20 protein-coding genes are annotated in these 22,522 nt (G+C 61.3%); 7 read left to right on the top strand and 13 right to left on the bottom strand.

Annotated elements, in window-relative coordinates; all coding sequences use genetic code 11:
• Positions 1 to 63: 63 nt before the first annotated feature.
• The 6 genes from ACY8FN_RS04515 to aptA form a co-directional block, all read right to left on the bottom strand.
• Positions 64 to 516 carry an Rrf2 family transcriptional regulator gene (locus tag ACY8FN_RS04515; RefSeq protein WP_101318496.1) on the bottom strand — a complete coding sequence of 151 codons (453 nt, stop codon included), beginning with the start codon at positions 514 to 516 and terminating at the stop codon, positions 64 to 66.
• 331 nt (positions 517 to 847) lie between these two features.
• Positions 848 to 1,687, bottom strand: a complete 840-nt coding sequence (locus ACY8FN_RS04510; RefSeq protein WP_139719729.1) for a PfkB family carbohydrate kinase — start codon at positions 1,685 to 1,687, stop codon at positions 848 to 850.
• Between the two features lie 105 nt (positions 1,688 to 1,792).
• Positions 1,793 to 2,764, bottom strand: a complete 972-nt coding sequence (locus tag ACY8FN_RS04505) for a LysR substrate-binding domain-containing protein (protein ID WP_139719756.1) — start codon at positions 2,762 to 2,764, stop codon at positions 1,793 to 1,795.
• Positions 2,765 to 2,945: 181 nt separating this feature from the next.
• Positions 2,946 to 3,674: a glutamine amidotransferase-related protein gene (locus tag ACY8FN_RS04500; protein ID WP_463099342.1), complete on the bottom strand. Its 729-nt coding sequence runs from the start codon at positions 3,672 to 3,674 to the stop codon at positions 2,946 to 2,948.
• An 83-nt stretch (positions 3,675 to 3,757) separates the two neighbouring features.
• A complete protein-coding gene (locus ACY8FN_RS04495; RefSeq protein ID WP_463099341.1) occupies positions 3,758 to 5,254 on the bottom strand; it encodes a CoA-acylating methylmalonate-semialdehyde dehydrogenase in 1,497 nt (498 codons plus the stop codon).
• A gap of 91 nt (positions 5,255 to 5,345) precedes the next feature.
• Positions 5,346 to 6,677, bottom strand: a complete 1,332-nt coding sequence (gene aptA, locus ACY8FN_RS04490; RefSeq protein ID WP_463099340.1) for an omega-aminotransferase AptA — start codon at positions 6,675 to 6,677, stop codon at positions 5,346 to 5,348.
• Positions 6,678 to 6,863: 186 nt separating this feature from the next.
• Here aptA and ACY8FN_RS04485 point away from each other — a divergent pair, with 186 nt between their 5' ends.
• The 6 genes from ACY8FN_RS04485 to ACY8FN_RS04460 all read left to right on the top strand — a co-directional run bounded on the left by ACY8FN_RS04485 (position 6,864) and on the right by ACY8FN_RS04460 (position 13,389).
• On the top strand, positions 6,864 to 7,406 hold the full coding sequence (locus tag ACY8FN_RS04485) for a cupin domain-containing protein (RefSeq protein WP_042018027.1): 543 nt from the start codon (positions 6,864 to 6,866) through the stop codon (positions 7,404 to 7,406).
• 124 nt (positions 7,407 to 7,530) lie between these two features.
• Positions 7,531 to 9,027 (top strand): aldehyde dehydrogenase, encoded by a 1,497-nt coding sequence (locus ACY8FN_RS04480; RefSeq protein ID WP_463099339.1) that lies wholly within the window; start codon positions 7,531 to 7,533, stop codon positions 9,025 to 9,027.
• Positions 9,028 to 9,153: 126 nt separating this feature from the next.
• The gene (locus ACY8FN_RS04475) at positions 9,154 to 9,324 is read left to right on the top strand and encodes a hypothetical protein (protein WP_172954754.1); all 171 of its coding nucleotides are present in this window, start codon (positions 9,154 to 9,156) and stop codon (positions 9,322 to 9,324) included.
• Positions 9,325 to 9,449: 125 nt separating this feature from the next.
• Complete coding sequence (rarD, locus tag ACY8FN_RS04470; RefSeq protein ID WP_463099338.1) at positions 9,450 to 10,346, top strand: EamA family transporter RarD; 897 nt, start codon at positions 9,450 to 9,452, stop codon at positions 10,344 to 10,346.
• Positions 10,347 to 10,536: 190 nt separating this feature from the next.
• A complete protein-coding gene (locus ACY8FN_RS04465) occupies positions 10,537 to 12,156 on the top strand; it encodes a methyl-accepting chemotaxis protein (RefSeq protein ID WP_463099337.1) in 1,620 nt (539 codons plus the stop codon).
• A gap of 123 nt (positions 12,157 to 12,279) precedes the next feature.
• Positions 12,280 to 13,389 (top strand): YeeE/YedE thiosulfate transporter family protein, encoded by a 1,110-nt coding sequence (locus ACY8FN_RS04460; RefSeq protein ID WP_172954753.1) that lies wholly within the window; start codon positions 12,280 to 12,282, stop codon positions 13,387 to 13,389.
• 73 nt (positions 13,390 to 13,462) lie between these two features.
• On the opposite strand, the gene ompA is transcribed toward ACY8FN_RS04460, so the two are convergent.
• On the bottom strand, positions 13,463 to 14,557 hold the full coding sequence (gene ompA, locus ACY8FN_RS04455; RefSeq protein ID WP_303842586.1) for a porin OmpA: 1,095 nt from the start codon (positions 14,555 to 14,557) through the stop codon (positions 13,463 to 13,465).
• A 124-nt stretch (positions 14,558 to 14,681) separates the two neighbouring features.
• Positions 14,682 to 15,248, bottom strand: coding sequence for a TetR/AcrR family transcriptional regulator (locus tag ACY8FN_RS04450; RefSeq protein WP_463099336.1), 567 nt, complete (start codon positions 15,246 to 15,248; stop codon positions 14,682 to 14,684).
• Between the two features lie 76 nt (positions 15,249 to 15,324).
• Between ACY8FN_RS04450 and ACY8FN_RS04445 the strand changes: the two genes are divergently transcribed.
• Positions 15,325 to 15,777: an HPP family protein gene (locus ACY8FN_RS04445; protein WP_463101130.1), complete on the top strand. Its 453-nt coding sequence runs from the start codon at positions 15,325 to 15,327 to the stop codon at positions 15,775 to 15,777.
• Between the two features lie 44 nt (positions 15,778 to 15,821).
• Here ACY8FN_RS04445 and ilvA read toward each other — a convergent pair whose 3' ends face one another.
• The 5 genes from ilvA to ilvG all read right to left on the bottom strand — a co-directional run bounded on the left by ilvA (position 15,822) and on the right by ilvG (position 22,210).
• Positions 15,822 to 17,342, bottom strand: coding sequence for a threonine ammonia-lyase, biosynthetic (gene ilvA / locus ACY8FN_RS04440; protein WP_101320204.1), 1,521 nt, complete (start codon positions 17,340 to 17,342; stop codon positions 15,822 to 15,824).
• Between the two features lie 3 nt (positions 17,343 to 17,345).
• The gene (ilvD, locus tag ACY8FN_RS04435; RefSeq protein ID WP_463099335.1) at positions 17,346 to 19,187 is read right to left on the bottom strand and encodes a dihydroxy-acid dehydratase; all 1,842 of its coding nucleotides are present in this window, start codon (positions 19,185 to 19,187) and stop codon (positions 17,346 to 17,348) included.
• A gap of 144 nt (positions 19,188 to 19,331) precedes the next feature.
• The gene (locus ACY8FN_RS04430; RefSeq protein WP_463099334.1) at positions 19,332 to 20,276 is read right to left on the bottom strand and encodes a branched-chain amino acid transaminase; all 945 of its coding nucleotides are present in this window, start codon (positions 20,274 to 20,276) and stop codon (positions 19,332 to 19,334) included.
• Between the two features lie 12 nt (positions 20,277 to 20,288).
• Positions 20,289 to 20,567: an acetolactate synthase 2 small subunit gene (ilvM, locus tag ACY8FN_RS04425; protein WP_005342011.1), complete on the bottom strand. Its 279-nt coding sequence runs from the start codon at positions 20,565 to 20,567 to the stop codon at positions 20,289 to 20,291.
• Positions 20,564 to 22,210: an acetolactate synthase 2 catalytic subunit gene (gene ilvG / locus ACY8FN_RS04420; RefSeq protein WP_463099333.1), complete on the bottom strand. Its 1,647-nt coding sequence runs from the start codon at positions 22,208 to 22,210 to the stop codon at positions 20,564 to 20,566. Before ilvG ends, ilvM begins: the two co-directional genes overlap by 4 nt.
• Positions 22,211 to 22,522: the final 312 nt, after the last annotated feature.

Genomic DNA, 22,522 nt, shown 5'->3' with positions numbered 1-22,522 from the left:
GTGCACAACAGCAAAAGGGGCCATCAGGCCCCTTTCATATCTTGTTCGTTATTGTGCGCCCCGTCAGGCCATGGTCACGATGGGATCCTGCTCGATACCCAGCAGGTGGCAGAGACGATTAGGATCACGCACCGCATCGGCCAGGGTGTATTCACCCAGCACTTCGAGGAAAGCGTTCATGGCGCGGCGCAGAATGCCCTGAATACGGCAGCCACCGGAGAGACGGCAATTCTCACGCTTGCAGTCGACCGGGCAGAGCACGTGCTCCATGTCCATCACCACATCCCGCAGATTGATGGAGACTGCAGAGCGACCCAAGCGGATGCCACCGTGCTTGCCACGTACCGTCTCGATATACCCCTTGATGCCAAGCTGGTGCACAATTTTGACCACATGGTTGCGCGAGATCGCAAAGGTGTCGGCCACTTCGGTAATTGTCGACAGGCGATCCCCTGGCTGAATCGCCAGAAAGGTCAGGGTACGCAGGGCGTAGTCGGTAAATCGTGTCAGTTGCATGGTCTCACTTGCCTCTTACTACAAGCCAGGAATCAGGACGACAACATTGAGCTAAGAGGCAGGAGACAACCGGATCGTCCCTGTTCACCAAGGGGACCTGTCTCTTAATCTGAGTTGCGGAGTGACAGGTTAAGAGCAGCACCAGCGGGTGTCGATGAAGATGCACATAAATCGACACTTTCTTTGATTGATCGCAAACTTGCCGGGTTAACCCAACGTTTACCCGCTTTATTGCGGGTAAATCTCCCGAACCGTCCCCCTCGCCAAGCCCCCTCTACGAGTTGCCATATGGCCCGTGATCCGGCCCTCAATCGACCGTCAGCAAGGTGGCTCAGTGGGGCTGTTTCAGCCAGTTTTTCAGGGCAATAGAGGGGATGGAGCTCTCGGATGCGACGGCAAACGCGCCCCAATCCACCGCGCACTGCAGGGCATCCTTGATTGCCATGCCCCGCGCCAACCCGTGGATCAGGCCACCAGCGAAGGCATCCCCCGCCCCGGTGGTATCGACCACCGAAACCGGCCGGGCAGCAACCCGGATCTGCTCGTCACCATGGATGGCCACGGCCCCCGCCTTGCCCTCGGTCAGCACCAGCCATTCGAGCTGCTCCCCCGCCAACTGGCGGGCATGTTGCCAGGGGTCGCTCACCTCCCCGAGGTCAGAGCGGGAAGCTACCAGCACATGGCAGGGGCGGCGCGCCTGCCCCCCCTTGGGATACTGGGCCACCACGAAGCTCTTGCCGAGCATCTGACGCATATAGCTGATGATGGCGGTGCCGGGATAGTTCACATAGAGGCAATCCACCCCCTCCAGCGGCAGATCGCCGGGCAGATCGGGGCGCCGCGGGCGGCGCAGTATGGTGCGCTCGCCGGTGGAGTCCACCAGGATCAGCAGCTCGCCGGTTTCGCCGCCGAAACGCTCCACATGGCTGCAATCCAGCCCGTAACCGGCCGCCTGCTCCAGCAGCCAGTCACCGGCCTCATCCAGTCCGATGCGGGAGGCAATGGTCACCTCGTGGCCCGCCCACACCAGCCCGATGCCGGTGTTGGCGGCGCCGCCGCCCAGCCTGCGTCCCTGATCCACATATTGCAGCCGGGCCCCCGCCACCAGCGGTTCGGAGAGGGAGAGCACATGATCACAGTTGAGATTGGCAAGCAGCAGAATGCGGGACATAGAGACCTCGGACGATGGAGATAGCCCAGAAAAGAAGGCTGAACCCCGAGTAGAGCCCAGCCTGACAGAAGAGACAACCGGCGGCGATCGGGAATCCGATCGGGATCAATAGATGGGCAGCTCCACCCCCGTCAACAGCTCGTCGATGCGCGCCTGACTCGGCTGCTGCATCACGCTCTGGATCACCTCCTTGGTGAGGTGAGGCGAGAAGGAGCTGATGAAGTCATACATGTAGTTCTGCAGCAGTATGCTCTTGCTGAAACAGATCTGCGCCGGGCAGGGTTTGAACAGGTGCTCCAGATTGATGGAGACCAGCCCGGGTGCATCGGTGTCATTGGCCACCAGCGAGGAGATGATGCCGATGCCAAAGCCCAACTCCACGTAGCGCTTGATCACCCCGGCATCCATCACCGTCATGTAGTAGCTCGGGGTGAGACCGGCGGCATGGAACACCTCGTCCTGCACCTGACGGCCGGTTGCCCCGCTCTCGTAGCTGAGGATCGGGTAGTGGCAGAGCTGCTCCAGGGTCGGCTTCTTCACCTTGGCCAACGAGTGGTCCTGCGGTACCACCAGCGAGAGGGTCCAAAGATAGGCGGGCAGCGCGATAAGCTCCTTGTCACAGCCAATCTCGTGGGCAACGATGGAAAAATCGGAGTAACCCTTGCTGATCTGCTCCTTGCTCGCCGACATCACCGGATGGAGGTGGAACGAAATCTTGGGGTACTTCTTGGTGAAGTAGGTGACCGACTTGGGCAGCAGATAGCGGGCTATGGTGTGGGTGGTGTGAATATTGAGGGTGCCCACGGTCGGGTCCAGATACTCGCGGGAGATCGCCTTGATCTTGCTCTCGATATTGAGCATCGCCTCGGCACACTTGATGATCTCTGCCCCCACCGGCGTGATGCGATGCAGGTGCTTGCCGCGGCGCTCGAAGATCCGCACCCCCAGCTCGCCCTCCAGCAGGCCAATCTGTTTGCTGACCCCGGGCTGACTGGTATAAAGCGCATCAGATGCCACGGACACATTGAGGTTGTGGTCCCGGATCGCGATCAAATACTTTAACTGCTGTAGTTTCACGGCTTCACTCTCTGTGCTCAGGCAGGGTTGGCTCAGACTGGTGCGGCGATCAAGCCAGACAAACTGGCCGCCACAAAGGGCGGCCAGTGTATCACCCGATCCCGACATCGCAGTGCTTGGTCCTTCATTTTGCTACAGAATCTAGCACCCGAAGAGGGGGCTGACAAACCACAAACCGGGTTCAGGCCGCGCCAGCCTGCAGCGACAAAATCCCCAAAAACTGTAGCAGCCACTGCATCATGGTGGCGGAATCCACCTCTCCCTCCAGCGAAGAGAGGCTGCTCCGGTAGCGTTCGTCGGGCAACAGGCCACGGCGCCGCTCGATCAGCGCCCGGTTGTACTCCACCGAGAACTCCGGGTGCCCCTGAATGGCGACGATGTGATCGCCCTGCAAAAACATGAAGTTGGGGCAAAAATCGTTGCCCGCCAGCCGGGTCGCCCCCGGCGGCAGCAGGGCCACCTGATCCTGATGGCTGGCCAGAATGCGGATCTGATCCCGCGACGGCGCCATCCAGGGTGCATCCGCCAGCATGGGATGCACCGCCACCCCCAGCCCCCACCCCTTGGTGGACTTCACCACTTCGCCACCCAGCGCCTGGGCGATCACCTGATGACCGAAGCAGATACCGGCCAGCTTGACGTCGGCATCGTGCGCCTGGCGGATCCACGCCCGCAGCGCCTGAATCCAGGGGATGTCGCTGTAAGCATCGTGGCGCGAACCTGTGATAAGCCAGGCATCGCACTCGTGCAGGTCGTCCGGCAGCTCTCCATCGAGAGCCGACCAGACCCGAAATTCCAGTTCGGGGGCCAGGGCCGCAAAGCCCCTGATAAACATCTCGGAGTAAACGGGGCCAAAACGATCCGCCAGATCGGGATCGAGCCGGTCACAATCGAGAATTCCCAATCGCATCTGTTGTTCCTTTACAGAGTTCGCCCCCGCCAATCAACGACCGGCGGGGGCAAGAAGTTAGGCCATGAGCACGCGCCAGCGCATCACTTCATGGTCGGCATGGAGAACTCGGCACCACTGCGCAGGCTCTGGGGCCAGCGCGCCGTCACCGTCTTCATCCGGGTATAGAAGCGAACCCCGTCCGGCCCGTGCATGTTGAGCGGCCCGAAGATGGAGCGCTTCCAGCCACCAAAGCTGTGAAACGCCATCGGCACCGGAATGGGAACGTTCACCCCTACCATACCGACCTGCACCCGCGCCGTGAAGTCCCGCGCGGTGTCGCCGTCACAGGTAAAAATGGCGGTGCCGTTGCCATACTCGTGCTCGTTGATGAGCCGCAGCGCTGTCTCGTAGTCCGGCACCCGCACGATGGCGAGCACCGGGCCGAAGATCTCCTCGCGGTAGATGCGCATCTCGGGCGTCACCTCGTCAAACAGGCAGCCACCGATGAAGTAACCCTCCTCGTGAGCCAGCTTGCGGCCATCGACCCGCAGCGCGGCCCCTTCGGCTACCCCCTGATCCACGTAGCCGCGCACCTTGGCCAGATGTTCCTTGCTGATGAGCGGCCCCATCTCGCTCTCCGGGCTCCGCCCCAGCCCTGGCCCGACTCGCAATTTTTCCACCAGCGGCGTCAGCTTGGCCACCAGCGCATCGGCGGTCTCGTCACCCACCACCACCGCAACCGAGATCGCCATGCAGCGCTCGCCCGCCGCCCCATAAGCGGCCCCCATCAGGGCGGAGACCGCCTGTTCGAGATCCGCATCCGGCATCACCAGCATGTGGTTCTTGGCGCCACCCAGCGCCTGTACCCGCTTGCCATGCTCCGAGGCGGTGGCATAGATGTACTGGGCGATGGGGGTGGAGCCAACAAACGACACGGCACCCACTCGCGGGTCGGTCAGCAGCACATCCACCACCTCTTTATCGCCGTTCACCACGTTGAGCACCCCGTCCGGCAGACCGGCCTCCTTGAGCAGCTCGGCCATCCGCAGCGAGAGAGAGGGATCCTTCTCGGAGGGTTTGAGGATAAAGGTATTGCCGCAGGCGATGGCGACCGGGAACATCCAGAGCGGCACCATGGCCGGGAAGTTGAACGGGGTGATACCGGCGCAGACCCCCACCGGCTGCATCATGGAGTAGCTATCTACCCCGCGACCAACGTTGAGGGAGTGCTCCCCCTTGAGCAGATGGGGAATGCCGCAGGCAAACTCCACCACTTCCAGCCCACGGGTCAGCTCACCCTGCGCATCGGAGAAGACCTTGCCGTGCTCGCGACTGATCAGCTGGGCCAGCTCATCCCTGTGCTGCTCCATCAACTCCTTGAAGCGGAACAAGACCCGGGCCCGCACCAGCGGCGGGGTTTGCGACCAGTCGGCAAAGGCGCGCTCGGCGATGGCGATCGCCTCCTGACACTCGGCGGTGCTCGACAGCCCGACACTCCCCTGCTGCTTGCCGCAGGCGGGATTGAAGATGGCCCCCTGGCGCTCGCTGCGACTCTCCTGCAACTGGCCGTTGATGAAGTTGCTGACCCTGTATGTCATGTATCCTCCGTGATGACTGATATGGTTACTGCGTTGCGCTTGCCGATGTGCGCCAACGCAAGGCCCCGCCAGTGCGGGGCCATCAAATGGATTAGGGTTGTACCTGCAGGACATCCTGCAGCAGGGTGAAGAGATCGTCGATTTGACTGCGCTCGATAATGAGAGGCGGCGACAGGGCTATGATGTCGCCGGTCACCCGGATCAGTGCCCCCTTCTCGAAGCAGCGCACAAACACCTCGTAGGCGCGCTTGCCCGGCGCATCCGGCATGGATTCCAGCTCGATACCCGCCACCAGCCCGTAGTTGCGCACATCCTTCACATGCTTGCAGCCCTTCAGCGAATGGGCCGCCTCCTCCCAGTAGCCAGCCAGATCGGCGGCGCGGCTGAGCAGGTTCTCGTTGCGATAGATCTCGAGGGTTGCCAGACCGGCGGCCGCCGCCACCGGATGGCCGGAGTAGGTGTAGCCGTGGAACAGCTCGATGGCCCCCTTGCCCGCCGCCATCATGTCGTCATAGATATGCTTCTGCACCAGCACCGCCCCCATGGGGATGGCGCCGTTGGTGAGCCCCTTGGCGCAGGTGATCATGTCGGGAATGACATCGAACTCTTGTGCCGCAAAGGGGGAGCCGAGGCGACCGAAACCGGTGATCACCTCGTCAAAAATCAACAAGATGCCGTGTTTGGTACAGATCTCCCGCAGCCGCTTGAGGTAGCCTTTGGGGGGCATCAGCACGCCGGTACTGCCGGCGATGGGCTCGACGATCACCGCCGCGATATTGCTGGCATCGTGCAGGAAGACGATTTTCTCCAGCTCGTCGGCCAGCGCCACATCCTCCTCGGGTAGCCCTTTGGTGAAGGCGTTTTTGGCGATGTTGAGGGTATGAGGCAGATGATCCACCCCGGTCAGCAGGGAGCCGAACCACTTGCGGTTGCCGGGAATCCCCCCCACCGAGATGCCGCCAAAGCCGACCCCGTGATAGCCACGCTCGCGACCAATCAGCCGGGTGCGAGTGCCCTGACCGCGAGCCCGCTGCCAAGCCAGCGCGATTTTGAGCGCGGTATCGACCGATTCAGAGCCGGAGTTGGTATAGAAGACGTGGCCAAACCCCTTGGGGGCAATCTCCACCAGCCGGTTGGCCAGTTCGAATGGCAGGGGGTGGCCCATCTGGAAAGTAGGGGCGAAATCGAGGTGGGAAATCTGCTGGGAGACCGCCTCGGCAATCTCGCGCCGACCATGGCCTGCGTTGCAACACCAGAGTCCGGCTGTGCCATCCAGTATCTTGCGGCCATCCTCTGAGTGATAATACATCCCCTCTGCCGACTTAAGAATGCGCGGCGCCGCCTTGAACTGCTGGTTGGCGGTGAACGGCATCCAGAAGGCGGACATGTCGGAGGGCGTATTGATGTCGCTGATCGGTTTCATGGTCACCTCATCCTTAAGGTGTTTAGCAACTGTCGGCCTATGCCTATTAAATTAAACACCTGAATCCATAAAAAAGGGCCCGTTATCGCCCTGTCTGGTGCCACCCCTAGCTAGATGTATCAGCAGGGTGGTATAAGATATTTAACACAATTTTAATAATAGTAAACAGTCAAGGAGTGTCTATAGATGGATATAGGTCACCGCCTCAAAGCGGTTCGCACCACGGCAGCCCTCTCCCAGCGCGAGCTGGCCAAGCGCTCCGGCGTGACCAACGGATTTATCTCCCAGATCGAGAAAAATCAGGTGAGCCCCTCTGTCTCCTCCCTGCGCAAGGTGCTGGAAGGCATCCCCATGTCGCTGGCCAGCTTCTTCACCGAAGAGACCGAAATGAGCACAGAAGTGGTCTTCCGCGCCGCCGATATGCCGGATCTCGGCACGCACCCCATCAGCTACCGGCTGGTCGGGCACAGCCGCGCCAACCGCGCCATCGGCATGCTGCAGGAGGTGCTGCCACCGGGCGCAGACACCGGTGACGACATGCTGAGCCATGAGGGTGAAGAGTGCGGCATCGTCATCAAGGGCGAAGTTGAAGTGACTGTGGGCGAGCAGATCTACCTGCTGGGCGCAGGAGACGGCTACTACTTTGACAGCCGCACCCCCCACCGTTTTCGCAATAGTGGCGAGCAGGAGTGCATGCTGATTTCGGCCAACACCCCCGCCAGTTTCTGACATCCAGACGCACGTCGGCAGGTGGCTAATGTTTAATGAATTGTTACAAGATGGATTTACAAGCGGCAGGATGTTTAGCATATTGATACGCGGAAACTGACTTTTGCCGGTTCAAGGAGTGAACATGAGTGACCTGACCCTGGCCCAGTGGCAACACAAGGCTGCCCATCTGACCCTGCCCTCGCAAGCCTTTATCAACGGCAGCTATCGGGATGCCGTCAATGGCGCCACCTTCGATTGCATCAACCCGGCCAACGGCAAGCTGCTGACCAAGGTGGCTGCCTGCGATGCCGCCGATGCCGAACTGGCGGTGCAGGCCGCCCGTGACGCCTTCAACGACAAACGCTGGAGCGGCCTGCCGCCGAAACAGCGCAAACTGATCATGCAGCGCTTCGCCGAGCTGATGCGCCTCAACAAGGTGGAGCTGGCGCTGCTGGAGTCGCTGGATATGGGCAAGCCCATCGGCGATGCCATGGGCTATGACGCCCCCGCCGCTGCCAACTGCATCGCCTGGAACGCCGAAGCGATTGACAAGATCTACGATCAGGTCGCCCCGGTGGAGGAATCTGCACTGGCGCTGGTGACCCGCGAGGCGCTCGGGGTGGTGGCCGCCATAGTACCGTGGAACTTCCCGCTGGTGATGGCCTGCTGGAAGCTGGGTCCGGCGCTCGCTACCGGCAACTCGGTCATTCTCAAACCTTCCGAAAAATCCCCCCTGACCGCCCTGCGCATCGCGGGTCTGGCCAAGGAAGCGGGCATTCCGGACGGCGTCTTCAACGTGCTGCCGGGCTTTGGCCATACCGTGGGTGAAGCGCTGGCCATGCACATGGATGTGGACTGCATCACCTTCACCGGCTCCACCAAGATCGGCAAACATCTGGTGCAGTGTTCCGGCAAATCCAACCTCAAGCGCGCCTTTATGGAGTGCGGTGGCAAGAGCCCCAACATCATACTGGCGGATGCGCCGGATCTGGACGCTGCGGCCAAGAGCGCCGCTGGCGCCATCTTCTACAACCAGGGGGAGGTGTGTACCGCCGCCTCTCGCCTGCTGGTGCAAAACAGCATCAAGCCGCAATTTATGGAGCGGCTGCTGGCCCACGCCAAGGAGTGGATTTCGGCCGACCCGCTCGATCCTGCCACCCGCATCGGCGCCATGGTGGACAATATCCAGATGGAGCAGGTGCTGCGCTATATCGAGATTGGCAAACAGGAGGGGGCCAAACTGCTGCTGGGCGGCAACCGCACCAACAGCGGGAGCGGCGGCTTCTACATCGAGCCCACCATCTTCGACGACGTGACCCCGCAGATGCGGATCTTCCGTGAGGAGATCTTCGGCCCTGTGCTGGCGGTGACCGGTTTCGATACCCTCGAAGAGGCCATTGCGCTGGGCAACGACTCTGACTACGGGCTGGCGGCGGCGATCTGGACGGCGGATCTCAACAAGGCGGTGAAAGGCTCCCGCGCCCTGCGCGCCGGTACCGTGTTCGTCAACAACTGGGACGGTGGCGACATGACCATGCCATTCGGCGGATTCAAACAGTCCGGCAATGGCCGCGACAAGTCGCTTCATGCGCTGGAAAAGTACACCGAGCTGAAAAGCACCTGGATCCAGCTGGAATAACCCCACCAAACAACACTATCGGATCAAAAAGGGGGAAAAATCCCCCTTTTGCATTTTTGGCCTTCCATCACCGAGCTCAATCCTTATAATGACAAAATAGCCAACATGTTAAATATAAAGACAAAAATGCTATTTTTTCTGGGAAGCGTACTTTTTCTGGTGATCGGTTTGCCCCTGCTGTTCTTCATGCTGGGGCATGGCGAGGCCTACGTGACCTGGGGCCCCTGGATCTCCGCCATCGCCCTGATGTTGTGGCTGTTGATGGACGTCGACAAGATCCGCCGCGGCAAAGGCTGACCGGTCAGCCACACTCTCCCTTCCCCTCAAACTTCGTTTATTCGCTTCTTTCCCCGCAAAAGGATCGCTACACTGATTTTTTGCGATGTTTTCCTGCATCCAACGCTTCAGTAAAGGTCATCCCCATGCCGCAACAGATCCAGCGTCAGGGCGTCATCTACGCCCTGTGCGCCTATACCCTTTGGGGCATAGCCCCTGTCTATTTCAAGACCCTCTCTGCCGTCCCGGCCGCCGAAATCCTGACCCACCGGATGATCTGGTCCTGCGTCTTGCTGATGGTGCTGACCCTGCTCGGCCGCCAGTGGCACAAGGTGCAAGCGGTGCTACGCCAGCCAAAAGTGCTGCTGACCCTGGCGTTTACCTCGATCACCATCGGCGGTAACTGGCTGCTGTTTATCTGGGCCATCAACAACGGCCACATGCTGGATGCCAGCCTCGGCTACTACATCAACCCGCTGTTCAACGTGTTGCTGGGGATGGTGTTTCTGAGCGAGAAGCTGCGCCGCCTGCAGTGGTGGGCCGTCGCGCTGGCCTTTGCCGGTGTGGCGATCCAGCTCATCGCCTTTGGTTCGCTGCCCGGGATTGCGCTGGTACTGGCGTCGAGCTTTGCCATCTATGGTCTGATGCGCAAAAAACTGGCCCTCGATGCCCTCACCGGTCTGCTGATCGAAACCATGATCATGCTGCCGCCAGCGGCCATCTATCTGTGGGGCTTTGCCGACAGTCCCACCAGTCATCTCACTGAAAATGATTGGCACCTCAATCTGCTGCTGATCGCCGCCGGTGCCGTCACCACGGCTCCCCTGCTCTGCTTTACCGCTGCGGCAACCCGACTCAAGCTCTCCACCTTGGGCTTCTTCCAGTACATAGGCCCCAGCCTGATGTTCATTCTCGCGGTCACCCTCTACGGGGAAGAGCTGGCGATAGACAAGCAGCTCACCTTCGCCTGCATCTGGAGCGCACTGGTGCTGTTTAGCCTTGATGGCCTGCGTCGAGGCAGAGCTGTGCCAAAACAGGCATAACGCCACCGACCCTCTGCCCCGGCTCATCTGCCGGGGTTCTTTTTTGCACCACCGGCCCCCTGACCACCAGCTCCCGCTCCCGCTCACCAGAGCCGACAACCGGCTACCTGACGCTCCAAAGGCCACATCCGAGTCATATCCTCCTCACAGAGAGCTATGCTATCCATGAACGGAGCCGAATGGAGGCAACATGCTCAAGCAAATTCACGACAGATCCCTGCTTTTTGGCCAGGTTCTGGGGATCATGGTCATTATCACGCTGATCTCCATCAGCTTTTTCGGGCTTTACTCGGTCCGGAGTGCAGCCGACCAGATGGGACAGGGGAAGGATGTGGTAGCCGATATTCTGCCGCCGCCCCTCTACCTCATCGAATCCCAGTTGCAGGTCTACACCCTGCTCCATGCCAAACCGGAGGAGCGGGAAGCGTTGCTGCAAACCCTCACCCGACTGCAGCAAGAGTTCGAGAGCCGCAACCGCTTCTGGCAAGAGAGCAATCTGAACGAGCCCCTCAGGGAGCTGCTGCTGGGGGAGCAAAAAGTGCAGGGGGAGCTGTTCTGGCAACTGCTCAACACCAAGTTTGTCCCCGCCATCAAGGCGGGCGATCTGACGCAGGCGGGAGCGATTGCCGCACGCCTGCACACCCTCTATAACGCCCACCGGCTAGGGGTGGACGCCACCGTCATCAGCGGCAACCAATATGCCGCCGAACAGATGGCTCATCTCGCCAGCACCTCCCGACTCTGTTACGGCCTGTTGCTGTGCGCCGCACTGCTGGGCGCCGGACTCATCTTCTGGCTGGGACGCCCCACCCAGCAGCGACTGCTGGCCGCCGGCAAAGCCACCGCCGCCATCGCCAAAGGAGAGCTGAACAGCCCCATGCCGGAGCCGGGCCTCGACGCCATCGGTGAACTGATCCACCAGATCGGGGCAATGCGCGACCAGCTTGCCACTCTGGTGGCGTCGCTGCAGCGCAGCGCCAGTACCCTGGATGATCGCGCCACCAACCTGACCGCCATGGCACAGCGCCACGCCGATGATAGTGAGGCACAGGTCGGCGCGGCCCACCATGTCGAACAAGCCATAGAGCAACTCACCCACGCCATCGAGCAGGCAGGTAGCCAGCTGCATCAAGTGGGGGAGCAGACCCTGCAGTCCGCCACCCGCGCACAAGAAGCCACGCACGCCATTCACACCGTTGAACAGGTGATCGAGGAGCAAGCGGCGGGGGTGAAGCGGGTATCTCGCACCATTTCGGATCTGACCGGGCTCTCGCAACAAATTGCCGGGCTGGCGGGCGCTATCCACGGCATTGCGGAACAGACCAATCTGCTGGCGCTTAACGCCGCCATCGAAGCCGCCCGAGCGGGCGAACAGGGGCGCGGTTTTGCCGTGGTGGCCGATGAAGTTCGATCGCTGGCGACCCGTACCGGTAGTGCCACCACCGAGATCAACACCATCATCGGCAAGATCCAGGATGTCAGCCTGCGCGCCGCCAGCGAGATGGATGCCGAGCTGGCCCGGGTCGAACAGGCGGTCGCCCACGCGATGACGGCGCGCCAGAGCGTCGCCCGGATCGGCCAGAGCTGCGAGGAGATCAACCAGCGCATCGCTCAGGTTGATCAGCTGATGAGCGATGAGACCCGCCTCATTCAGGGGATTAATCATCAGGTCGGTGAGATGTCCCGGCTGGCGGCCGAGGTCAACCAGAGCGCCAGCCACGCCGCCGAAGAGGCGACCATGGTCGCCCAGCATGCCCGCATCCTGACCAAGCAGACTCACCACTTCCATCTCGACACCACCCGCCACTGATCTGCGGCGCTGACGGGAGTCAGCGCCCCCATTTTCCGCTGCGTTGGCAAAATGGGTAGCATTGGACTCCATGAGGGAATAGGATCCGCCCCTCTAAAAAACCAATTGCAAGGATCAACTGACATGAATCGAAAATGGTCGCTCCCCATCGTGGCACTCGCGGGGGGAGCGTTACTCTGGCTTGGCAACACCTTTGGTATGAAATGGGCTCTGATGGCCCTGATCGGATTCGGCTTCGGCTTCACCCTCTCCTTCAGCCGCTTCGGCATCGTGTTCGGTTGGCGCGAAATGCTGACCAAGCGCAACAGTTACTATGTGCGGGTTCACCTGCTCACCATCGCCATCGAAATTCTGCTGTTCACCTGCTTCCTCTCCTTTAGCCACGCCCTGTTTGGCGATGCCATGGTGGGCAACGTGATGGCTATCGGCATTCCTTTCATCGTCGGTGCCTTCCTGTTTGGCATCGGCATGCAACTGGCGGGCGTCTGCGCCACCGGCACTCTCTACTGCTGTGGCGAGGGGCAACCCCGCTTCTGGCTGGTGCTGATCTGCTACGGCATCGGCACCCTCATCAGCAACCAGTTCCGGCCAGAACTGACCGCCACCTTCTCCAGTCATGTGGTATTGGCCAAAGATCTGACCGGCAATATCTGGAGCGGCATGCTGCTCAACCTGGCGCTGGTCGCCGTGCTGTTCCTGCTGTTTCGCAACAGCGAGCTCAAACGCACCGGCGAGCTCAAGCCGATCTTCAGCGGCGGCAACCTGTTCTGGCGCGATGGCCGCTTCACCGTGCTGACCGGCGGCATCATCATCGCCCTGCTCAACTCGACCGTGGTCGCCCTGCACGGCTCGGCCTGGACCATTACCGGTGCCGTCTATGACATGGCGCTGCGCGGCGCCTCCCTGTTCGGCCTGTTCGAGGGGAACCCGAAACTGGCCCAGCCGCTCTTTATCAACCCCATGGTCGGTATGTTCTGGCTTGGCATTCTGGGGGCCATGCTGGCGCGCTGCATCAGCGGGGGTGGCAACTTCGCCCCGATGCGACTCGGCAACAGTCTGGCATCCATCATCGGCGGCCTGTTGATGGGGATGGGGGCCATGTACGCCGCCTGCAACCTCGGCGGCTTCTTCGATGGCACCGCCTCCGGCAGCCTGCACGGCTGGGTCTGGATGCTGATGGCCCTGGCGGGCAGCCTGATCGGCATTCGCCTGCGCCCGCTGTTCGGGCTCTGACACGCGACATCGCACCATAGAAAACGGGAGGCCAGGCCTCCCGTTGTGGTATTTATCGATCCCGTCGTTCTGCTTATTGGACTGGCTGGGAGACCCCTTCCAGATTGATCTCCACCCGGCGATCCGGTGCCAGACAGGCGATCAACTCCTGCTTGGAGTTGCTGGCGCAGTTGCTGCCAGTGACCGGATTGGCCTTGCCACGACCCTCGACCCGCACCTTGTCGGCATACAAGCCTTTGGAGACCAGATAGCTGGCCACGCTCTGGGCCCGTTTTTCGGAGAGGGCCAGGTTGTAGTTGTCGGAGCCAATGCGGTCGGTATAACCGATAACAGTTGCGACGCCATCCTTCGGATTGGCCGCCACAATCTGGCTGAACAGGGCATCGAGCGCCTGATTGGCCGAAGGCTTGAGGGTCGCCTTGTTGAATTCGAACAGTACGTCGGAGCTCAAACTGAAGGTCTTGGGCTCAACCACCGCTACCGGAGCAGGTTCAACTGCTGGTGCCGGCGCAGGTGCGACAACCTCGCCACCTTGTTGGCCGAAGCGATAGAGCATGCCAAACGAGATCAGGCCGTTGTCCAGCTCGATGCCGGAGCGATCGAGAGAGGCATCGCCGAGCGGCGTGGTGTACTGGTACTCCAGACGGGCGGCCCAGTCACGATCGATGGCGTATTCGGCACCAAGCGCCCCCACGAAGGCAGCCCCATGCTTTTTGCCGGTCTCGCTGATATTGGCGATGCTGATCTCGCTATCCGTCCAGGCATAGGCGCCGCCCAGTCGGCCATAAAGATCGAGCACATTGGTTGCCGGGAAGCTGATCTTCATAGTGGCCTGAATCATCTGACTCTTGGCTTCTGCCTTTAGGGCTGTAATACCACTACCACCTTTCAACTCGTATTTGCCCAACCAGTCATAACCCAGCTCAAAACCAAGATTCGGGTTGAGCTGATAGCCAGCAAATGCTCCCAGCCCCAGATCGTCGGTGTTCTCGCTATTGTTACCTACCGCGCTGAAGGCATTGGCTATATCCTGGTTTTTGTCCACCCCGTAGTAGTTCGACCAACCGGCCTTGCCACCGACATACCAGGTGTTGTCCTGCGCGGCGGCCTGCACGGCCCCGGCCGCCAGCAAACCACTGACCAATACGGCAAGCATGGATTTATTCATATTTTCGCCTCTGCAATAAGTCGTTATGGGCGCCTGAGTGCGCACTCTCCCTGTGTGAAGCCGTCAGGCAGCTTCCCGCATTCCAGAGTATCCCATCCGAACGCAGCCTCAAATGACCAGCAGCTCAGGAGTGTGAAGCGGCCAGCATTATCGCGCCATCGTCGACCAAAATGCTCTTTGCCAGCATTCTGGCCTGCTCCAGAGCCAGCGGCTGCTGATAGCTGTGAGCCATCACAATCGCCCCCTCCAGCAGCAGGCAAAGCCCGGTCGCCTGAGCCAGAGAGCACTCGAGCTGGTTCATCACCCAGCTCAGCAACGCCTGCTTGTGCGCCATCACCAGCTTGCGCACCGGATGGCGCGGCGCGGCAAACTCGGCACTGGCGTTGATGAAGTTGCAGCCATAGAAATCGCTGCGGCCAAACCACTCTGCGAAACCATCGAACAGCCCCTGCAGGCGAGCTTCGCGTCCGGTCACGCCGGCCAGCCGCTGGTCAAGCAGGGCGAAGAACTCCCGGTCACGCGCGAGCAGCACCTCCTCAATCAAGGCGTCCTTGGTCGGGAAGTGGCGATAGAGGGTGCGCTTAGTACTGCCCGCCTCGGCCCAGATGCGATCTATGCCGGTGGCATGAAAGCCATGACGGTTGAACAGACGGTAGGCCGTCGCCACCAGCTGTTGACGCTTCTCGCTCATGATTTACCTCTTGAAGTACACCGATCTGTCTACCTAATGTGCCTAATCAGTGCTGGCAAACCAAGAGGAAAACATGATGACAAAATGGTATGGCCCGTTATGGGCAGGCGTGGGCGCTGCACTCACCATCGGCATATTGGAATGGCTCAATCTGAACTGGCAGGTGGCGCTGATAATGGCACCTTTCGGGGCCAGTTGCGTGTTGCTGTTTTCCCTGCCCGAGAGTCCACTGGCGCGCCCCAAAAACGTGCTGGGTGGTCACCTGCTGACGGCTTGCATCGGGCTGCTCATCTGCTTGCTTCCCCTCCCCGCTGAAGTGCAGATGGCCTTGGCAACCGGGCTGGCCATCGCCCTGATGCAGGGACTGAATGTCATCCACCCTCCGGCAGGCGCCAATCCCTTGCTGATCCTGATGACAGGACAAGAGCCGGCGTTCCTGTGGCAAACGGTACTGCCCGGCACCCTGCTGCTGATGGCGCTGGCCTACGGATTTCAATGGCTCAGACGAAGGTGGCTAGCAACAGCCTGAAAAACAGAGGGAGGCCACAGCCTCCCTCCTTCTTTATCCCGTCATTAACTGGCCAAAAATAGCCGGTAGGCGGGGTCGTCACTCACCTCTTTCCAACGGTAGCCAATCTCCCGCAGGTAGTCGTGGAAAGCGGCGATATCCTCGTCCGGCAGCTCAAAGGCGCAGAGCACGCGGCCGTAGTCGGCGCCATGGTTGCGGTAGTGGAACAGGCTGATGTTCCAGCGACAGCCGAGGGTCTCAAGGAAGCGCATCAGGGCGCCCGGTTGCTCCGGAAACTTGAAGCTGTAGAGACGCTCGCCCAAAGGCCGGGCCGGGCGGCCACCAATCATGTAGCGTACGTGGTTCTTGGCCAGCTCGCTCTCGGTCATGTTGACCACCGGATAGCCGTTGCCGCCGAGCTGATCGATGATCTGGCCCAGCTCCTGGTCGCCACCGGTGAGACGCACCGAGACGAACAGCGAAGCTTGAGCGGCATCCGAATAGCGGTAGTTGAACTCGGTCACCATGCGAGGGCCGAGCTGACGGCAGAAGTCGAGGAAGGCCCCTTTGCGCTCGGGAATGGTCACCGCCAGCATGCCCTCGCGCTTCTCGCCGATCTCGCAACGCTCCGACACGTAGCGCAGGCTGTGAAAGTTGACGTTGGCACCCGACAGAATGGCCGCCATCCGCCCCCCTTTGACCTGCTCCCGCTCGCTGTAGGCTTTCAACCCCGCCAGCGACAGGGCGCCCGAGGGTTCGGCGATGGCGCGGCAGTCATCGAAGATGTCTTTCAACGCGGCGCAGATCTGGTCATTGGAGACGGTCACCACCTCGTCCAGATACTGGTTGCAGAGCCGGAAGGTCTCCTCGCCGATGCGCCTGACCGCCACCCCGTCGGCAAACAACGAGACTCGCTCCAGATTGACCGGCTCACCCGCCGCCATGGCCGCCTTGAGGCAAGCGGAGCCCTCCGCCTCCACCCCGATCACCTTCACATCCGGCAGCAGTTGCTTGATGTAGACCGCTACCCCGGCGGCCAGACCGCCGCCGCCCACCGGCACGAAGACATGGGTGAGGTGGATGTCCTGATCCAGCAGCTCCTTGCCGATGGTGCCCTGCCCAGCGATCACCTCGACATCGTCGAATGGAGGGATCAGGGTATAACCCTCCAGTTCGGCGAGGCGGCGGCTCTCGGCATAGGCCTCGTCGAAGCTGTTGCCAAACAGCATGACGTTACCGCCCTGACGGCGCACCGCGTCGATCTTGATGTCCGGCGTAGTGTTGGGCATCACTATGATCGCCTTGATACCGAGCTTGGCCGCCGACAGGGCGACCCCCTGCGCATGGTTGCCCGCAGAGGCAGCGATGACGCCGTGATCCTTCTGTTCCTGAGTCAGGGTGGCGATCTTGTGATAGGCGCCGCGCAGCTTGAAGGAGTGAACCGGTTGCAGATCCTCCCGCTTCAAACTGACATGATTGCCGAGCCGCTCGGACAATTTTTTAAGGGTTTGCAATGGTGTCACCCGCGCCGCCTCATAGACGGGGGAGAGCAACACCTTGCGTAGATAATCAGCCGCAGAGACCATGGTTTACTCCTCCAGCTTGCTGCGGTCACGCACCGCGCCCTTGTCAGCGCTGGTGGCGAGCATGGCGTAGGCGCGCAGGGCAAAGGAGACCTGACGCTGGCGATCGAGCGGCTTCCAGCCACGGGCTTCCACGGCAACGCGGCGGCTGGCCAGCACGCTGTCGGCCACCTCCAGCACCATGCTGCGGGCCGGGATGTTGATGCTGATGATGTCGCCATCCTCCACCAGACCGATAGTGCCGCCAGAAGCCGCCTCCGGCGAGACGTGGCCGATGGAGAGGCCCGAAGTACCGCCGGAGAAGCGGCCATCGGTGATCAGGGCGCACTGCTTGCCCAGTCCCATGGATTTCAGATAGGTGGTGGGGTAGAGCATCTCCTGCATGCCCGGGCCCCCTTTTGGCCCTTCGTAGCGGATCACCACCACCTCGCCCGCTTTCACGGTGCCGTCCAAAATGCCGGCGACCGCCGTGTCCTGACTCTCGAACACCCGGGCCGGGCCGCGGAAGGTGAGGTTCTCGTCATCCACCCCAGCGGTCTTGACGATGGCACCATCAAGGGCCAGATTGCCGGAAAGTACCGCAAGGCCTCCTTCCAGACTGTAAGCGTGATCCAGCGAACGGATGCAGCCCCCGGCGCGATCCACATCCAGCTCGTCCCAACGGCAATTCTGGCTGAAGGCCTTGGTGGTGCGGATCCCGGCAGGGCCAGCGCGGTAGAAATCCACCACCGCCTGACTCGGCTGGCGGCTGACGTCATATTCATCGAGCTGTTCGGCCAGCGAACACCCCAGCACGGTGCGGGTATCGCCGTGCACCAGACCCGCTTTTTCCAGCTGGCCCAAAATGGCGACTACGCCACCGGCACGGTGCACATCTTCCATGTGGTACTTCTGGGTAGAGGGCGCCACTTTGCACAGCTGCGGCACCTTGCGCGACATGCGGTCGATATCGGCCATGGTGAAGTCGACACCGGCCTCTTGTGCCGCCGCCAGCAGGTGCAGCACGGTATTGGTGGAGCCGCCCATAGCGATGTCGAGCGCCATGGCGTTTTCGAACGCCGCCTTGTTGGCGATATTGCGCGGCAGCGCGCTCTCGTCATCTTGCTCATACCAGCGCTTGGCCAGCGTCACGATGCGCTGACCCGCCAGCTTGAACAGCTGCTCGCGGTCGCTGTGGGTCGCCAGCATGGAGCCGTTGCCTGGCTGGGAGAGACCGAGCGCCTCGGTCAAACAGTTCATGGAGTTGGCAGTGAACATGCCGGAGCAGGAGCCGCAAGTGGGGCAAGCGCTGCGCTCGATCTGATCGCTCTGGGCGTCGGAGACCTTGGGATCGGCACCCTGGATCATGGCGTCCACCAGATCCAGCTTGATGATCTGATCCGACAGCTTGGTCTTGCCCGCTTCCATCGGGCCGCCGGAGACAAAAATAACCGGGATATTGATACGCAGGGCCGCCATCAGCATCCCCGGAGTGATCTTGTCGCAGTTGGAGATACAGACCATGGCATCAGCGCAGTGGGCGTTGACCATGTACTCCACCGAATCGGCGATCAGTTCGCGCGATGGCAGGGAGTAGAGCATGCCGCCGTGGCCCATGGCGATGCCGTCATCCACGGCTATGGTGTTGAACTCCTTGGCAACGCCGCCTGCGGCTTCGATCTCTCGTGCCACCAGCTGGCCCAGATCCTTGAGGTGGACGTGGCCCGGTACAAACTGGGTGAAGGAGTTGACCACGGCGATGATGGGCTTGCCGAAATCCTGATCGGTCATTCCGGTGGCACGCCAGAGGGCGCGGGCCCCGGCCATGTTACGTCCGTGGGTGGTGGTGGCGGATCTCAACTTCGGCATTGTCTCTACTCCCTGAATGCCCATATGGGCTCGATGCGTTATGCGGTGATGATACGAGTGGATCGGAATCGATCCTGGTGAAGGCTCTACTGGATAGCCCTCACCGGAAGCGACTCGGGGAGGCATGGCGCCTCCCCTCTCTTATCAGTCGTTGACTGGCGTCAGCCAGCCCCACTTGTCTTCGGTCTGGCCGTTGAACAGGCCAAAGAAGGCGTTTTGCAGCTGTTCGGTCACCAGACCACGGCTGCCAGCGCCCACCTTCATCCGATCGACCGAGCGCACCGGGGTCACTTCGGCGGCGGTGCCGGTCATGAAGATCTCGTCCGCCACATAGAGCGCCTCACGGGGCAGCGCCTGCTCGCGCACCTCGTAACCCAGATCTCGTGCCAGCGTCATTATGGTGTCGCGGGTGATGCCGGGCAGGATGGCCGCGGTGGCAGGCGGGGTGAACAGCACGCCATTCTTCACCAGAAACAGGTTCTCTCCCGCCCCTTCGCTCAGATAGCCGTTCACATCCAGCGCCAGCCCCTCGGCGAAGCCGTTGCGTTTGGCCTCACGGCTGATCAGTTGGGAAGAGAGGTAGTTGCCGCCCGCCTTGGCGCCGGTGGGAATGGTATTGGGAGCAAGCCGGCTCCAGGAGGTGACACAGACATCCACCCCGTTTTTCAGCCCCTCTTCACCCAGATAGGCGCCCCACGGCAGGGCCGCCACCATCAGGTCTGCCTTGGCATCCAGCGGCGGATGCAGCCCAAGCCCCACGTTGCCGACAAAGGCCAGCGGGCGCAAATAGCCGCTCTTCAGGCCGTTCTCGCGCACCACGGTGCGGCAGGCTTCATTCACGTCAGACTCGCTGTAGGGCACGTCCATCCAGTAGATCTTGGCGGAGTCGAACAGGCGACGGGTGTGCTCCTGCAGCCGGAAGATGCAGGTGCCCTTGGGGGTATCGTAGGCGCGCACCCCCTCAAACACCGAGGAGCCGTAGTGCAGGGCGTGGCTCATGACGTGCACCTGGGCATCTTGCCAGGGCACCAGTGTGCCATTGAACCAGATGTATTGCGGGTGAGTGGCGGATTGGGAAGGCTGTGACATTGGCTTGGCTCCTTAAGCTCTGATCCGGGGTTGCTGTTCCAGTGCATCGACCCGGGAGACGTCCACCAGCTTCACCAGCTGGCTCCACAACTGTTGGATTGGACGCACCGACTCGACAGTAACCGTGATCCGCAGCTGTTGGCAATCCTGCTCCATATTCAATGCGCAGAGATTGAAGCCGCGGTGACGCACCACCCGCAGCACCCGCTCCATCACTTCGGGTCTCGGCTGGGCGTGGATATGCAGGGTGTGTTGTGCAAATGCAGGCTGTGCAAGGGTGTGCGGGTTCATGGGCGTTGCTCCATCATCTTGTGGTTGGCGACTCCCGGCGGAACCAGGGGCCAGACGTTTTCTTCCTCTGAAATAGCCACATGCAGCAGATAGGCGCTCTCGCTCTTCAGCAAGCGATCGAGGGCTCCGGCTATCTGCTCCTTGCATGTGATGGTCTCGCCCGGAATGCCGAAGGCGGCAGCCAGCGCGACGAAATCGGGGTTGTCGGAGAGGATGGTCTCGCTGTAGCGGCCGTCGAAGAACAGCTCCTGCCACTGGCGCACCATGCCGAGGCGCTGGTTGTCCAGCAGCACCATCTTCACCTTGAGCTGGGCGCGGCGGATGGTGCCGAGCTCCTGCACATTCATCATGAAAGAGCCATCACCGCTCACCAGCACCACTTCATCCTGCGGGCGCGACATCTTGGCGCCGATGGCGGCGGGCAGACCGAAGCCCATGGTGCCGAGACCGGCACTGGAGAGGTGGTTGCGCGGGCTGGTGAAGCGCATGTGCTGGGCCACCCACATCTGGTGCTGACCCACATCACAGGCCACCACGCTGGTCTCCGGCAGCCGGGCGGAGAGCTGCTTGAGCAGGGCTGGGGCGTAGATGGCCTGACCCGGATGGTCGTAGCGAAACGCATATTCGCGGGCCATGGTGGCGCAGTGTTCACGCCAAGGGGCGATAGTGAGGGACATGGCGAGTCTCGGCAGCACCAGCTTGAGATCCGTGGTGATACCCACCTCGGCAGCGCGGCGCTTGCCGAACTCGGCAGCATCCACATCGAGATGTATCACTTTCGCCTCGGGGGCGAACTCCTCCAGTTTGCCAGTTACCCTGTCGTCGAAACGGGCACCCACCACCAGCAGCAGATCGCACTGCTGCACCGCGTAGTTGGCCGCTTTGGTGCCGTGCATGCCGAGCATGCCCAAATAAACGGCGCTATCGGGATCGAGCGCGCCAATCCCCTTGAGGGTGGTGACCGCAGGCATGCCGGTGACGGCGGAAAAGTTGCGCAACTGCTGCTCGGCATTGGCCATGCCCACCCCGCCACCGACGTAGAGCAGCGGGCACTCGGCGGCAGCGATCAGGGTACGGGCGGCGGCCAACTCCGAGGGATTGAGCGCTTCCGGCTCTGCCACCGCAAACAGCGGGCTCTGGGTAGTCACGGCGGCCAGCTGCACATCCTTGGGCAGATCGATCAATACCGGCCCCGGACGCCCCTCGCTGGCGATAGCAAAGGCATCGGCGATAACCTGCGGCAGATCCGCCACATCCGTCACCATGAAGGAGTGCTTGGTGCAGGAGAGGGACATGCCGAGCACGTCGACCTCCTGAAACGCATCGGTGCCGATGGCAGCGCAGGGCACCTGACCACTGATGGCCACCAGCGGCACAGAATCGAGCAGCGCCTCTGCCAGACCGGTCACCAGATTGGTGGCGCCGGGACCAGAGGTGGCGATGCAGACCCCCACCTGACCGGAGGCGCGGGCATAACCGACCGCGGCCATGGCGGCGCCCTGCTCGTGGCGGCAGAGCTGATGGGCCAGACCACCGTCATACAGGGCATCGTAGACTGGCATGATGGCCCCGCCCGGGTAACCAAACACCTGGGTCACACCCTGTTTCTTGAGAGCCTGTACCAAAAACTGCGCGCCGTTCATGTGGAGAATCCTGTCCTTTGGTCGAAAAAAAACCCCCGAGCTGTGAGGCTCGGGGGTCGCTTGTTTCGTTCTGTCCGGTGGTGGGTCTATCCCTTGTTCCGTGCAGCTAAACGAGCCCCGAGCGGTGAGATAATAATCACCACTAGGACCACAATAATGCTGACGAAACGGGAGGCCATGTTCATAGTTACAACCGGAAATCCTGTGAAATTGGGGCGGTTTGCACCGCGAATGGCTATTAGAACTAGCACGGTGATTTTTATTGGGCAAGGATTTTTTCTGTGACAACCCACTGATTTTGGCTATTCCCCA

The organism is Aeromonas sp. 160P, from assembly GCF_055193095.1.
The sequence above is the reverse complement of the archived record's forward strand: the minus strand, read 5'-3'. Positions and strand labels throughout refer to the sequence as shown.

What these genes read in the sequence shown, in the direction of transcription:
- ACY8FN_RS04460 (WP_172954753.1), top strand. Translation starts at nt 12,280, where the DNA reads ATGAATCGAAAATGGTCGCTCCCCATCGTGGCACTCGCGGGGGGAGCG.
- ACY8FN_RS04480 (WP_463099339.1), top strand. Translation starts at nt 7,531, where the DNA reads ATGAGTGACCTGACCCTGGCCCAGTGGCAACACAAGGCTGCCCATCTG.
- ACY8FN_RS04430 (WP_463099334.1), bottom strand. Translation starts at nt 20,276, where the DNA reads ATGTCACAGCCTTCCCAATCCGCCACTCACCCGCAATACATCTGGTTC.
- rarD (WP_463099338.1), top strand. Translation starts at nt 9,450, where the DNA reads ATGCCGCAACAGATCCAGCGTCAGGGCGTCATCTACGCCCTGTGCGCC.
- ACY8FN_RS04485 (WP_042018027.1), top strand. Translation starts at nt 6,864, where the DNA reads ATGGATATAGGTCACCGCCTCAAAGCGGTTCGCACCACGGCAGCCCTC.
- ACY8FN_RS04515 (WP_101318496.1), bottom strand. Translation starts at nt 516, where the DNA reads ATGCAACTGACACGATTTACCGACTACGCCCTGCGTACCCTGACCTTT.
- ompA (WP_303842586.1), bottom strand. Translation starts at nt 14,557, where the DNA reads ATGAATAAATCCATGCTTGCCGTATTGGTCAGTGGTTTGCTGGCGGCC.
- ACY8FN_RS04465 (WP_463099337.1), top strand. Translation starts at nt 10,537, where the DNA reads ATGCTCAAGCAAATTCACGACAGATCCCTGCTTTTTGGCCAGGTTCTG.
- ACY8FN_RS04450 (WP_463099336.1), bottom strand. Translation starts at nt 15,248, where the DNA reads ATGAGCGAGAAGCGTCAACAGCTGGTGGCGACGGCCTACCGTCTGTTC.
- ACY8FN_RS04510 (WP_139719729.1), bottom strand. Translation starts at nt 1,687, where the DNA reads ATGTCCCGCATTCTGCTGCTTGCCAATCTCAACTGTGATCATGTGCTC.
- ilvA (WP_101320204.1), bottom strand. Translation starts at nt 17,342, where the DNA reads ATGGTCTCTGCGGCTGATTATCTACGCAAGGTGTTGCTCTCCCCCGTC.
- ACY8FN_RS04445 (WP_463101130.1), top strand. Translation starts at nt 15,325, where the DNA reads ATGACAAAATGGTATGGCCCGTTATGGGCAGGCGTGGGCGCTGCACTC.
- ilvG (WP_463099333.1), bottom strand. Translation starts at nt 22,210, where the DNA reads ATGAACGGCGCGCAGTTTTTGGTACAGGCTCTCAAGAAACAGGGTGTG.
- aptA (WP_463099340.1), bottom strand. Translation starts at nt 6,677, where the DNA reads ATGAAACCGATCAGCGACATCAATACGCCCTCCGACATGTCCGCCTTC.
- ACY8FN_RS04475 (WP_172954754.1), top strand. Translation starts at nt 9,154, where the DNA reads ATGCTATTTTTTCTGGGAAGCGTACTTTTTCTGGTGATCGGTTTGCCC.
- ilvD (WP_463099335.1), bottom strand. Translation starts at nt 19,187, where the DNA reads ATGCCGAAGTTGAGATCCGCCACCACCACCCACGGACGTAACATGGCC.
- ilvM (WP_005342011.1), bottom strand. Translation starts at nt 20,567, where the DNA reads ATGAACCCGCACACCCTTGCACAGCCTGCATTTGCACAACACACCCTG.
- ACY8FN_RS04500 (WP_463099342.1), bottom strand. Translation starts at nt 3,674, where the DNA reads ATGCGATTGGGAATTCTCGATTGTGACCGGCTCGATCCCGATCTGGCG.
- ACY8FN_RS04495 (WP_463099341.1), bottom strand. Translation starts at nt 5,254, where the DNA reads ATGACATACAGGGTCAGCAACTTCATCAACGGCCAGTTGCAGGAGAGT.